This window comes from Nocardioides psychrotolerans (assembly GCF_943371775.1).
Lineage (GTDB): Bacteria > Actinomycetota > Actinomycetes > Propionibacteriales > Nocardioidaceae > Nocardioides > Nocardioides psychrotolerans_A.
This window is the reverse complement of record NZ_CALRWD010000109.1, coordinates 1-12,099: the sequence shown is the minus strand read 5'-3', so window position 1 is coordinate 12,099 and position 12,099 is coordinate 1. Positions and strand designations below refer to the sequence as shown.

Below are 12,099 nucleotides of genomic sequence, written 5' to 3'. Positions count from 1 at the left end.
TGGGCGTCGTCGGCGCCAACCTCGAGGACCAGATGAAGCCGCTGGCCGAGGCGGCCGCCCAGGTCGAGGCCGTCATGAAGGCGGCAGCCGCAGCCGGGGTGCCCGACTTCGTGCTCAACGCCCGCACCGACGCCTTCGTCAAGGCCGGCGACCGCGACCCCGCCGAGGTGCTCGCCGACGCGATCGAGCGCGGCAAGGCCTTCCTCGACGCCGGCGCTCCGGTCGTGTTCGTCCCCGGCCGCCTCGACGAGGAGCAGGTCACCGCTCTCGTCGACGCCCTCGGCCCTCAGCGGCTGACCCTCATCGGCATCCCCGGCATCCCGTCCCTGGCTCGCCTCCAGGAGCTCGGCGTGGCCCGGGTCTCCTACGGTCCGATGTCGCAGAACGTCGCGCTGACCGCGCTCGCCAAGCTCGTCGAGTCGGTCCACGACGGCGGCGGTGTCCCCGAGGACATGCGCATCCTCAACTGATCGGTCGCAGCACGGCACCACACGCTGCACCAGGGGCGGCCCTCGGCTCGATCAGCCGAGGGTCGTCCCGACCCATTCCGGGTCGCTCGAGGCCTCGCCCTGGACGTCGCCGCCGGCCTCCGTGGCCTGGGTCTGCCCGGCGAGCGAGCGCCTGATGGCCTCGTCGATCCCGAGGAAGGTGTGCCCCGACGCGAGATCGGTCCTGACGTCGTCCTCGCGGCAGACCATGTCGTGCGACAGGCTCCTGACCAGCGCGCGCACGGTGGTCCGCGGGACGCCCGAGACGAAGGCCACCGCCTCGCCGACCAGGCTGGTCGGGGCGATCGGCACCAGCAGCTGGACCCGCTCCAGCCCGGCGACGTCCGCGAAGCGGTCGAGCAGCTCGCGGTAGGTCAGCACCTCATCGCCCCCCACGTCGTAGGGGCGGTTGCGGGGCTCGCCCTCCAGTGAGCGCACCAGCAGGTGCACCACGTCCTCCACGGCGACGGGCTGGATGTCGCGCTGCATCCACACCGGCACCGGGGTGAAGGGCAGCCGCTCGCTCACCCGGCGCATCAGCTCGAACGACGTCGAGCCGGCACCGATCACCATCGCGGCGCGGAGCACCGTCGTGGGGACCTCGGAGTCGAGGAGGACCTGCTCGACCTCCTGACGCGAGCGCAGGTGGTCCGACAGCCGTCCCGGAGGGACCAGCCCGGAGAGGTAGACGATGCGCCCCACGCCGGCGTACTCGCACGCGGCGGCGACGTAGTGGGCGGCCTCCCGGTCGCGCTTGAGGAACTCCCCCGCTCCCATGGAGTGCACCAGGTAGAACACGGCGTCGAGGTCACGCACGCCCAGGTGGACCGAGACGGTGTCCTCGACGTCGAAGAACCGGCGCTCGACCTGGTCCGCCCAGGCGAAGCGGTCGATCGCGTCGGTGTCGCGCGCACCGACGACCACGTCGTGACCGGCCGCCAGGAGGGCCGGCACCAGCCGCGACCCGACATAGCCGGTCGCGCCCGTCACGAGCACCCGCATGTCCCCACCCCTCGTCGTGTCCTGACGGGGACGACCCCCGCCCTGTCGGGCTCGACGGTAGCCAGCGCGACCTACTGCTCCATACTCGGGCGGTGGACTCTCCTGCCTTCCGCGTCGGCTTCGTCACCGGCGCCACCCCCGACAAGTGGGCCGGCACGTGGCGCGAGCGCCACCGGCGCCTGCCGCTCCAGCTGGTCCCCGTGACCCAGGACGAGCAGGAGGAGGGGCTGCGCAGCGGCGACCTGGACGTCTGCCTGGTCCGGTTGCCGATCGACCGCGACGGCCTGCACTGCATCCCGCTGTACGACGAGGTCCCCGTCGTCGTCGCCGGCCACGAGCACCTCGTCTCGGCCGCCGACGAGGTGAGCCTGGACGACCTCGCCGACGAGCAGCTGGTGCTGCCCCACGCCTCCGGCTGGGTTCCGTCCGCCGATCAGCTCGCGTGGCCGCCGATGTCGGTCAAGGACGCCGTGGATGTCGTGGCCTCCGGCACCGGCGTGCTGCTCGTGCCGATGTCGGTGGCCCGGCTGCACCAGCGCAAGGACGTCGTCTCGCGCCCCGTCGTCGACCTGCCCCCGACCAAGGTCGGTCTTGCGTGGCTCATGGACAACGACGACGAGCGGGTCCAGACCTTCATCGGCATCGTCCGCGGTCGCACGGAGCGCTCCTCGCGCTGATCGCGACCGGGGTTCAGCGCATGAAGCCCGTGCGCCGGTAGCCGGCCGATGGGAAGACGCTCGCGGTGTCGACCGAGGGGAAGCGGGCGCGCACGATCTCCGCCAGCACGTGGCGGTAGTCGGTCGTGACGGCCAGGTCGCCCTCCACCTGCTTGCCGGGCGACAGCGTGGGCCACCTGGCGTAGTACCTCCCACCGCGGACCCCGGCCCCGAGGACCAGCACGGCGTTGCCGTAGCCGTGGTCCACACCACCGGCGCCGTTCTCGGCCAGCCGACGACCGAACTCGCTCACCGTCACCACGGTCACCCGCGCCGACTCCGGCCCGAGGTCCTCGAAGAACGCCGCCAGCGACCCTGCGAGGTCGCCGATCCCCGAGGTCATCAGCCCCGTCACGTTGACATGGTGGTCCCAGCCACCGGAGTCGACGGCGATCGCACGCACCCCGAGCCCTGACCTGATCAACGACGCAGCGTCACGCAGCGACGTCCCCAGGGGTGAGCCCGGGTAGGACGCGCCGTTTCGAGGTCCACGTGCCGACTCCTCGCTGAAGCGCCCACCACGACGTGCCAGGGCCAGCGCCTCGCGGCCGGCCTCCTGCACGGGACGTCCGCCGCCGCCGTACATCTCGGTGAGGCCGCGCTTGACCGCCGCCCCCAGCGCCGTGCCGGCGTACGGCGTCCCCAGGGACCGCGGTGTGGAGAGGGCCAGGCTGTCGGCCGGACCGATGAGCGACGTGGGCACCACGTTGGAGCCGACCGCGACACCCTCGAAGAGGTCGTCCTGCCGCAGGGCTCCGATGAGGCGGTTCAGCCAGCCGACGCGATCACGGCTGCCGGGGTCGGCGTCCTCGAGCTCCTCCATCGCCTCGAAGTGACTGCGGTTGGGTGCCGGCAACCCGACGGCGTGGATGGCGGCGAACCGTCCGCTGCGCCACATCGGCGAGAGCGGCGCGAAGGACGGGTGGAGACCGAAGGTCGCGTCACGATGAAGGAGCCGACCCACCGGCACGGCCGTCGAGGGCCGGGCCGAGTAGTAGGCGCTGTCGGCGTGTGGGACCACCATCGACAACCCGTCCACCCCACCGCGCTGGGAGAGGACCAGCAGCACGTTGCCGCGGGGCTCGGCCCCGAAGACGGAGGCCGTGAGCACGTCACCGACCATCGACGTCGCGATGCCGGCCGCACCAGCGACACCGGCGCCTCTCAGCAGGGATCGTCGGGTGAGGTCGTAGTCGCGGCAACCGCAACCGTCGGCTGTGCCTGAGGTCATCGCTCGAGTCCTGACGGAGAGTTGAGGACGGTGCCGCGCAGGAGGCGGTAGTCCACCTCGGGCACGGCATCGGGTCCGGCGTATCGGAAGGAGGTCGGCTTGCCGACGGCTGCCGCAACAGCACGGACGAGCAGCGCGGATGCCGGTCTGCCGACGAGCCGCTGGGACTGGTGATCGACGAGCTCGCCGAGGGTCCGCGGCCACGCGGTCGGCAGCTGCGAGGACTTGCTCGCCACGGTCACCCCCTGGAGCAGATCCCCGCGCGTGCCAGCGAGGTCGAGATGGTGCCGCCAGGAGCGGAGCAGCCGCGACGCGGACAGGTAGTTGTCGGACGTCTCGGGCCAGCCGTCGGGCCGTGGCCAGCGCAGCGACACCTGCCCCATGTCCTCCGCGGCCTCGATGAGTCGGTAGAGGAACGCGCCGGAGGTGAGAGCTCCGGTGGGCGTCAGCCCCATGACGCGAGCCGTGTGGACCACGTCGTCGCTGGGGTTCCAGGCCTTGGCGTGCTTGGCGCGCTGGAACTCGGGGTGGCGCACCAGTGCGCCGAGCGTGGCCCGGATGTCGGTGCCGCTGCGAAGGTAGGCACGCGCGACAGATCTGACGATCGAGTCGGGCGGATCGTCGCTGACGAACCGCACGCAGAGCCGGTGTGCGATCCGGCGGGCGGTGGCGGGGTGTTCCGCCAGGTAGCCGAGCATCCGTCCGAGAGCCGCGCGTCCGTCCGGATCGCGGTTGGGATCGCTGAAGCCGAGCACCCGCACGGTGCCGGTGTCGTGCCGAGCCGGCACGTAGCGCGCCTCGAAGCTCGTGAGCACGTCCACCTGGAAGCCCGTGAGCATGCGCGAGGCGTGCCGGACGTCACGCTCCGAGTAGCGTCTGCCCACGGTGTGCAGCTCGAGGAGCTCACGGCCGAGGTTCTCGTTGATCGCACCCTTGCGGTTGAGGTCGTTGGTCAGGAAGCCCGCCATGGACGGATGGACGACCGCTGCCTTCAACAGGTCGCGGTAGGTCCCGAGTGCGTGACGGCGCAGGACCTGCTCGTCGTAGTCCACACGCCAGGCGAAGGAGCGACTCTCGCTCGCGGGGACGTAGAGCAGGTTGCCCCAGAAGTCCACCATGGTCTCGTGCACCTGGTGCCTGCTGAGGATGCGCCGGGCGAAGGTCTGGGCGATCAGCTCCTGGCCCACGACCCAGCTGCTGCGCACTCCCCGGCTCGCCAGCAGCGCAGTGAGGGCAGGTGGGTTGCGCAACAGGGGGAACCAGGTCGGCACCTGCGCGGCGGACAGCGACTGGGGGTCCGACCTCGTCAGCTGGGCTCGCCACCAGCCCTCTCGCCCGCCGTGCGCCCGGACATCGGCCACCAGGCCGGGGTCCACGCCGTAGCTGAACCGGTCGGCCAGGTGGCGCGTCGCCTCAGGGAGCGCGTCAGGGAAGCGCACGGTCACCTCTCGAGATGGTGGGGCGCCCGGCCGTGCGAGGCCGAGCGCTGGTGGATCCGACGGGGCTTCCCTCCCCCGCGAGGAGACTATCGGGATCGGGCTCCTGCGTCAGGGATCTCGCGGCGACCACCACGTGCGCGCCTCACCAGGACGTGGCGAGCGGACGTCCCTCGTGGAAGCCGGCCGCGGACTGGACGCCGACCACGGCACGCTCGTGCAGCTCGGCGAGCGTCGTCGCGCCGGCGTACGTCGCCGCGGAGCGGACACCGGAGCAGATCTGGTCGATGAGGTCCTCGACGCCGGGGCGGTCGCGGTCGAGGTACATCCGCGAGGACGAGATGCCCTCCTCGTAGAGCCCCTTGCGGGCCCGGTCGTAGGCGGACTCGGTGGACGTGCGGTTGGCGACCGCGCGGGCCGAGGCCATCCCGAAGGAGACCTTGTAGGAGCGACCCTGCGAGTCGGTCAGGAGGTCGCCCGGCGACTCGTGGGTGCCGGCGAACCACGACCCGACCATCACGGACGAGGCACCGGCGGCGAGGGCGAGCGCGACGTCGCGGGGGTGACGCACTCCCCCGTCGGCCCAGACGTGCTTGCCGAGATCGCGGGCGGCGTCGGCGCACTCGAGGACGGCGGAGAACTGCGGTCGACCCACCCCGGTCATCATCCGCGTGGTGCACATGGCGCCGGGACCGACGCCCACCTTGACGATGTCGGCGCCCGCCTCGACCAGCGCCCGTGTGCCCTCGGCGGAGACGACGTTGCCGGCGACGACGGGCACCGTCGGGTCCAGGGAGCGCACGGCACGCAGCGCGTCGACCATGCGGTCCTGGTGACCGTGGGCGGTGTCCACGACGAGGCAGTCCGCCCCGGCGGCCAGGAGGTCCGCGGCCTTCTGCGCAACGTCGCCGTTGACGCCCACGGCCGCCGCGACCCGCAGCCCGCCGGAGGCGTCGACGGCAGGCGTGTAGAGCGTTGCCCGCAGAGCTCCGGTGCGGGTGAGCACCCCGGCCAGCGTGCCGTCGGCGTGCACCGCCACGGCCAGCGACGACCGGGACCGGTCGATCGCGTCGAAGGCGTCGCGCGGGTCCGTGTCCGCGGAGATCAGGACGGGGTGGGGGTTCATGACGTGCTCGACCTGGGCGAAGCGGTCGACGTCGGCGCAGTCGGACTCCGCGACGACGCCCACGGGGCGTCCCTGGTCCACCACGACGGCCGCCCGGTGCGAGCGCTTCGGGATCAGCGAGAGCGCCTCGGCCACGGTCTGGTGGCGGGTCAGCTCGATCGGGGTGTCGAAGACGAGGTGGCGGCTCTTGACGTCGGCGATGACCTTCGCGACCACGGGGATCGGGATGTCCTGCGGGATCACCACGAGCCCGCCGCGCCGCGCGACCGTCTCGGCCATCCGCTTGCCCGCGATCGCGGTCATGTTGGCGACCACCAGCGGCAGCGTCGCACCGGTGCCGTCGGACGTCGCGAGGTCCACGTCGTAGCGGCTCCCGATCGCGCTGTGGCGCGGCACCATGAAGACGTCGTCGTAGGTCAGGTCGTGGGCGGGGGTCTGGTCGTGGAGGAAACGCACGGGTCGACCCTATGTCGCGTCAGTCCTCGCCCAGCTCCCGCTCGAAGAAGGCCGCGGTCTCGCGCGCGCTCGGGGAGCCGGCGTCGAGGTCGGCCCCGGCTGCCCGGAGCGCCGCCACGACCTCGTCCTCGCCCTTGAAGAACGCTCCGGCCAGGGGCGACTGGCCCCGGTCGTTGAGCCGGTCGACGTCGGCGCCCAGCGCGGCCAGCGCCCGCACGACCTCGACGTGGCCGTGATAGGCACCGAGCATCAGCAGCGTGTTGCCGGACGCGTCGGTGAGGTCCGCCGGCACGCCTGCCTCGACGTAGGCGACGAGCCGCTCGCTCTCCCCCTGACGGGCGAGGTCGAGCATCTGGTGCGCGAGGTCGACGAGCTCCGGGTCCATCCCCGCATCCTCTCAAGGCGTTCTCTAGGGTTGCCCGATGACCACCCGCACCAGGACCGCCACGGGCACGGCACCGGGCCGCGTGAACCTGATCGGCGAGCACACCGACTACAACGCGGGCCTGTGCCTGCCGCTGGCCCTCTCCTACGCCACGACGGTCCGGGTCACCGTCCGCGACGACCGTGGGGTCAGCGTGCGCAGCGCGCAGCAGGGCGAGCCCTGGACCGGGACCCTCGACGGCGTCGGGCCCGGGCAGGTCGAGGGATGGGCGTCGTACGCCGTCGGCGTGCTGTGGGCGCTCCAGGAGTCGGGCTGGGAGGTCCCCGGCGTCGACCTCGTCGTGGACAGCACCGTGCCGATGGGTGCCGGGCTGTCGAGCTCGGCGGCGCTGGAGTGCGCGGTCGCAGCCGCGGTCGCCGGGCTCCTGGGCCACGACCTCACACCGGCCCTGCGCAGCACCCTGGTCGAGGTGTGCCGGCGCGCCGAGAGCGAGGTCGCCGGCGCCCCCACGGGTGGGCTCGACCAGACCGTCTCGCTGCTCGCCAACGCCGGGTCGGCGCTGCTCATCGACTTCCGCGACGGCTCCACCCGCGACGTGCCCCTCGGCTGGGACGAGGCCGGGCTGCGCCTCCTGGTCGTCGACACCCGGGTCTCGCACGCGCTGGTCGACGGTGGCTACGCCGCCCGACGCGCCGACTGCGAGGCAGCGGCGGAGGCCCTGGGGCTGGAGTCCCTGCGCGAGGCGACGCTCGAGGACCTCGACCGTGTCGAGCACCTCCGCGAGCGCGCCCGCGCCCGTCACGTGGTGAGCGAGAACGCCCGGGTCGAGGCCGCGGTCGTGGCGCTCGCCGACCAGGACTGGACCCGACTCGGGTCGTTGATGAACGCCTCCCACGTCTCGCTGCGTGACGACTTCGAGGTGTCCTGCGAGGAGCTCGACCTGGTCGTCGACACGGCTCTCCAGGCGGGCGCACTCGGTGCGCGCATGACCGGAGGAGGGTTCGGCGGCTCCGCCATCGTCCTCGTGCCGGCCGAGCGTGCCGACGCGGTCGTCCGGGCCGTCGACCTCGCCTTCGTGGCGGCCGGTCTCAGGCCCGTGCAGCACCTCGACGCCGTGCCCAGCGGACCCGCCCAGGTCGTCCAGGAGTGAGGCCGTGACCCGCCCCGACCCGTTCGTCACGGCCCGCGCCGTCGTCGCGACGCACGTGCCCGGCGCCCGCCAGGCGTGGCTCGCCGGCTCGGTCGTGCAGGGGCGCGCGACCGCCACCTCCGACCTCGACGTGACGGTGCTGCTCGACGACGGACAGCCCCACCGGGTCTCGCTCACCCACGACGGCTGGCCGGTCGAGCTGTTCGTCCACACGCAAGCGTCGATCCGCTGGTTCGTCGCCCAGGACCTCGCCCGTCGACGCCCCACGATGGCCCGCCTCGTCGCGAGCGGGGTGCCCCTGCTCGAGGGCGACGCCGGCGCCGCGCTCCGGGACGAGTGCGCCGCGGTGGTCGCGGCCGGTCCCCCGGCCCTCACCGGCGACGCCCTCGCGCTCGCCCGCTACACGCTGACCGACCTGCTCGACAACCTCGCCGGAGGCGGGCAGCCCCTCGAGGTCGCGGCGGTCGCCGTGGAGGCCTGGCGGAGCGCGGCCGAGCTGCTCCTGTCGTCGCAGGGCCACTGGGGCGGCACCGGCACGTGGCTGGCCCGCGAGCTCACGTCGTACGACGAGTCCTGCGGCACGACGTTCGGCCCCCGGCTGCTCGACTCCCTCCAGGCCGCGTTGGCCGGCGATCCCGCTCCGCTGGTCGCCGTGGCTGACGACGTGCTCGCCCTGGTCGGGGGTCGGCTCTGGTCGGGCTTCCGTCTCGAGGCACCTGCCGAGGCGTTGGCGGCCCCTCGCACCGGTCGGACGTGACGGGTGGGGCAGACGACGCACGACCTCGACCTGGCGACGGACCGGGTCACCAAGACCTTCCGCCTGCGCCACGGCGACGAGGCCGACCGCGAGTGGGACGGGCTGGCGCTGCTGGAGCGGCACGCACCCGGGCTGGCGCCGGCGCCGCTGGAGCAGCGGGAGCGCGACGGCCGGCCCGAGGTCGTGATGTCGCGCGTGCCTGGCCAGCCGCTGGGTGCCGCTCCGGTCAGCGACGCCCAGCTCGACGCCCTGGCCGTCGCGCTGCGCCGACTCCACGGCGCCGTCCCGGCGGACGAGCTCACCGGCCTGCCTCTGCGCCGCGCGGACCAGGCCGGCTTCGTCGCCGAGATGCGGGTCTGGGCGCTCGAGGGGCACCCCACCGTGCCCGCGGTCGTGGAGCAGGCGCTGGCCGCGGCGCTGGCGTGGCTCGGCGGGCCCGAGGCGGACGCGCTGGCCCGGGGTCCGGTGGACCGGGTGTTCACCCACGGCGACGGCAACATTGCCAACCTGCTGTGGGACGGCGACACCTGCCGGGTGGTCGACTTCGAGGACGCCGGGGTCAGCGACCCGGCCTACGAGGTGGCCGACCTGCTCGAGCACGTGTCGGTCGGGCTGCGCGGCATCGTGCGCCCAGAGGACCTGCTGGAGCGACTGGGTCTCAGCGACGCGCAGCACCGCCGCGTGCTGTCCGCGCGCCGGCTCTTCGCGACGTTCTGGCTGCTGATGCTGCTGCCGGGCAACCGCGCCGACGCGCGCAACCCACCCGGCACCCTCGAGCGTCAGGCGATGCGGGTGCTCGACCTGCTCAGGTCGACGTGATCCCGATCCGGCCCTCCCGGAAGGACGCCACGAAGGACGCGTGGTCGTCGCGCACCTGGGTCGCGTAGGCCATCCCGAAGTCGGTCACCCACCGCACGAACTCCCGTCGCCGACCCTGCACGCTGGCCGCGATCGCCTCCTCGACCTGGAAGTCGACGAGGTCCTGGTCGCTGTCCTCGTCGGAGGCGCAGTGGATCTTGGCGGTCGCCCGACCGAGCAGGTCGACGACCTTCGCGATCTCGTCGGGCTCGATCAGGTTGGACCAGTCGAGGTCGACCTCGTAGGGCGACACCTCCGCGACGACGTAGCCCACCCCGCCGAGCTCGGTGTAGCCGAGCATCGGGTCCGTGTGCACCTGCAGCGCCCGCTGGCTGACCACCGTGCGGTGGCCCTCGTGGTCGAAGTAGCGCTCCACCTCCGCGGAGTCGATGAACCGGCTCACGGCCGGCACGTTGGCCTGCTTCATCGAGAGCACCACGTCGTTGTCGAGCGCCTGGCTGTAGCCCTCCACCAGCACGTTGTAGGCCGGCAGCCCGGCGCTGCCGATGCCGAAGCCGGACTTGCCCACCACGTCGCGCAGCTCGTAGAAGAGGTCCCGGTCGGAGCGTCGACGCTCCGGGATCGTCTCGAGGTAGGCCTCGAACGCCTTGACCACCTGGGCGCGCTCACGCTTGCCGAGCCGTCGTACGCCGCCGCCGTCGGCGAACATCCGCACCCCGTCGACCTCGATGGTGTTCTCCTCCAGCAGGTCGGAGCGACGCTGATGGCGCGCCAGGAGCAGCGCCTGGTGGATCGGACCCTCGGTGTTGGCCAGGTTGAGCGCGAAGTCGTCCTCCTCGCTCTCGACGTACTCGTCGACCTGCGAGAGGTAGGAGCGCACGTAGCGCCCGATCAGCTTCTCCACGTCCTCCTCCGGCAGGGCCTTCTGCCAGCCCACGAGGGCCAGCGAGGCGGCGAAGCGCTGGAGGTCCCACACGAAGCGCCCCAGGTAGGCCTCGTCGAAGTCGTTGATGTCGAAGACCAGCCGGCCGTCGGAGTTGAGGTAGGTGCCGAAGTTCTCCACGTGCAGGTCGCCGTGGACCCAGATCCGGCCGCTGCGCTCGTCGCTGTAGGGGTCGTCCTGCTCGGTCACGTCGGCGTAGAAGAGGCAGGCGCTGCCGCGGTAGAACGCGTGGGGGTCGGCGGCCATCTTGCGGAACTTCACGCGGAAGGCGGCGGGGTCGGCCTCCATCAGCGGCGCGAAGGCGTCGGTGAGGACGGCGACGATCTGGTCGGCACGCTCGTCGGTGGCGGTCATGGCTCCGACCCTGCCACGAGGCAGGTTGAGGCCGCGTACTCAGGTGCGGTCGGGTAGCAGGGCAGGTCCCTGCGTCACCCCCGCGGACCAGGCTGGGGCCATGAGCACTCCGACGCCCTCCAAGAACACCAACGCCTTCTTCGCCCAGGCCGCCATCTCCTTCGGTGTCGCCCTCCTGACCATGGTCGTGGCGGTCCTCTACCTGCCGGTCGATCCCTGGATCCGCGCCTTCCTCGGTCTCGGCACGATGTACCTCACCACCTCCGCCTTCACCCTCGCCAAGTGCGTGCGTGACTCCCAGGAGAACCAGTACGTCGTGTCCCGCCTCGACCAGGCCCGCGTCGACAAGATCCTGGCCGAGCACGACCCCTTCCGCGCGGTGTCCTGACCGTCCGTCTCCTCCCCCCTCTGCTCCCCCCGGGCGGGCGCGCCGTCTCCTCGATGGCGCGCCCGCCCTCGTCGTGCGCTCGGTCCTGCTTCAATCGTCCCAGCACCGGTCGCGCTCGGCCGGTGGCCCACGACGAGGGAGCATCCCGTGGCAGCACGACCCACCGACCGCATCGTCTCCGCCGCAACCGGGGTCCTGGCCCTCGGCCGCACCACCGTCACCAAGGCCGCCATCAAGGCCGCCCGTGCGGCCCAGCCGCTCGTCGCACGTGTCGTCGGCGCGGTGCGCACGCGGGTCGAACCGCCCCTGTCGCCGGTGTCCACGCTTACGCCTGACGCGTCTGCCCCGACGGCTCACCCGGCCGATCCTCCTGTCGAGACCACGGCCGACGCCTCGGCCGGTGGCCCCACGCCCCGGACGGTCGCCAAGAACATCCCGCCGCACCCTCCCGCACCGCAGCCCTCGCCCGGCGCTGGCACCGCGCGGAGGAAGACCAGCGCGCCCGGGGCCAAGCTCCCGGTCCGCAAGGGCTCACCTGGCTCCGACGTCGGAGCCTGACCGCCGCCGTGGGAGTCGTGTGTCGCAGTCGTGTGCCGGAGGCAGCGCTGGAGCGCGGTGAGCGACCCACGACCGGCGGAGGGTCCCCGACGGCGTCAACCGCCGACATGACAGCGTGAGGGTTGTCTCGTCGTGGCATGCGGACGCCGCAGCCGGGTACTTGCCCGGAGACGCGGCACCGCTGCTGCTGCCCACCGACCACGAACCTAAGGAGCCCCCGTGGCCCGCAAGAACCCGCTCGGCAAGATCAAGGACACCGCGATCGGCACCGCCAAGCTGCCGTTCACCAC

Annotated in this window: 13 protein-coding genes; 7 read left to right on the top strand and 6 right to left on the bottom strand. The window is 72.6% G+C overall.

Annotation, left to right across the window (positions count from 1 at the left end):
- Positions 1 to 470, top strand: a 470-nt coding sequence (locus AAG827_RS20870) for an isocitrate lyase/phosphoenolpyruvate mutase family protein (protein ID WP_341928133.1), incomplete at its 5' end; no start/stop codon positions are given.
- A gap of 51 nt (positions 471 to 521) precedes the next feature.
- Here the strand turns inward: AAG827_RS20870 and AAG827_RS20865 are convergent.
- Complete coding sequence (locus AAG827_RS20865) at positions 522 to 1,490, bottom strand: NAD(P)H-binding protein (RefSeq protein WP_341928132.1); 969 nt, start codon at positions 1,488 to 1,490, stop codon at positions 522 to 524.
- 92 nt (positions 1,491 to 1,582) lie between these two features.
- Between AAG827_RS20865 and AAG827_RS20860 the strand changes: the two genes are divergently transcribed.
- Positions 1,583 to 2,167 (top strand): LysR family substrate-binding domain-containing protein, encoded by a 585-nt coding sequence (locus tag AAG827_RS20860; protein ID WP_341928131.1) that lies wholly within the window; start codon positions 1,583 to 1,585, stop codon positions 2,165 to 2,167.
- A gap of 13 nt (positions 2,168 to 2,180) precedes the next feature.
- Here the strand turns inward: AAG827_RS20860 and AAG827_RS20855 are convergent, their stop codons facing one another.
- The 4 genes from AAG827_RS20855 to AAG827_RS20840 all read right to left on the bottom strand — a co-directional run bounded on the left by AAG827_RS20855 (position 2,181) and on the right by AAG827_RS20840 (position 6,840).
- Positions 2,181 to 3,437 (bottom strand): DUF1501 domain-containing protein, encoded by a 1,257-nt coding sequence (locus AAG827_RS20855; RefSeq protein WP_341928130.1) that lies wholly within the window; start codon positions 3,435 to 3,437, stop codon positions 2,181 to 2,183.
- Complete coding sequence (locus AAG827_RS20850) at positions 3,434 to 4,876, bottom strand: DUF1800 domain-containing protein (RefSeq protein WP_341928129.1); 1,443 nt, start codon at positions 4,874 to 4,876, stop codon at positions 3,434 to 3,436. Before AAG827_RS20850 ends, AAG827_RS20855 begins: the two co-directional genes overlap by 4 nt.
- 142 nt (positions 4,877 to 5,018) lie before the next feature.
- The gene (locus AAG827_RS20845; RefSeq protein WP_341928128.1) at positions 5,019 to 6,455 is read right to left on the bottom strand and encodes a GuaB1 family IMP dehydrogenase-related protein; all 1,437 of its coding nucleotides are present in this window, start codon (positions 6,453 to 6,455) and stop codon (positions 5,019 to 5,021) included.
- A gap of 19 nt (positions 6,456 to 6,474) precedes the next feature.
- Positions 6,475 to 6,840 (bottom strand): ankyrin repeat domain-containing protein, encoded by a 366-nt coding sequence (locus AAG827_RS20840; RefSeq protein ID WP_341928127.1) that lies wholly within the window; start codon positions 6,838 to 6,840, stop codon positions 6,475 to 6,477.
- A gap of 37 nt (positions 6,841 to 6,877) precedes the next feature.
- Here AAG827_RS20840 and galK point away from each other — a divergent pair, with 37 nt between their 5' ends.
- The 3 genes from galK to AAG827_RS20825 are packed head-to-tail and all read left to right on the top strand — an operon-like array spanning position 6,878 to position 9,566.
- Entirely contained in the window at positions 6,878 to 7,990 is a 1,113-nt protein-coding gene (gene galK, locus AAG827_RS20835) for a galactokinase (RefSeq protein ID WP_341928126.1), read from the top strand.
- Positions 7,991 to 7,994: 4 nt separating this feature from the next.
- Positions 7,995 to 8,747: a nucleotidyltransferase domain-containing protein gene (locus AAG827_RS20830; RefSeq protein ID WP_341928125.1), complete on the top strand. Its 753-nt coding sequence runs from the start codon at positions 7,995 to 7,997 to the stop codon at positions 8,745 to 8,747.
- A gap of 3 nt (positions 8,748 to 8,750) precedes the next feature.
- The gene (locus AAG827_RS20825) at positions 8,751 to 9,566 is read left to right on the top strand and encodes an aminoglycoside phosphotransferase family protein (RefSeq protein ID WP_341928124.1); all 816 of its coding nucleotides are present in this window, start codon (positions 8,751 to 8,753) and stop codon (positions 9,564 to 9,566) included.
- Here the strand turns inward: AAG827_RS20825 and AAG827_RS20820 are convergent.
- Positions 9,553 to 10,863, bottom strand: coding sequence for a DUF2252 domain-containing protein (locus tag AAG827_RS20820; protein WP_341928123.1), 1,311 nt, complete (start codon positions 10,861 to 10,863; stop codon positions 9,553 to 9,555). The genes AAG827_RS20825 and AAG827_RS20820 overlap by 14 nt on opposite strands.
- A gap of 100 nt (positions 10,864 to 10,963) precedes the next feature.
- Here AAG827_RS20820 and AAG827_RS20815 point away from each other — a divergent pair, with 100 nt between their 5' ends.
- Both AAG827_RS20815 and AAG827_RS20810 read left to right on the top strand, forming a co-directional pair.
- Complete coding sequence (locus tag AAG827_RS20815) at positions 10,964 to 11,251, top strand: YiaA/YiaB family inner membrane protein (RefSeq protein ID WP_091114458.1); 288 nt, start codon at positions 10,964 to 10,966, stop codon at positions 11,249 to 11,251.
- Between the two features lie 147 nt (positions 11,252 to 11,398).
- The gene (locus AAG827_RS20810) at positions 11,399 to 11,809 is read left to right on the top strand and encodes a hypothetical protein (RefSeq protein ID WP_341928122.1); all 411 of its coding nucleotides are present in this window, start codon (positions 11,399 to 11,401) and stop codon (positions 11,807 to 11,809) included.
- Positions 11,810 to 12,099 lie beyond the last annotated feature (290 nt).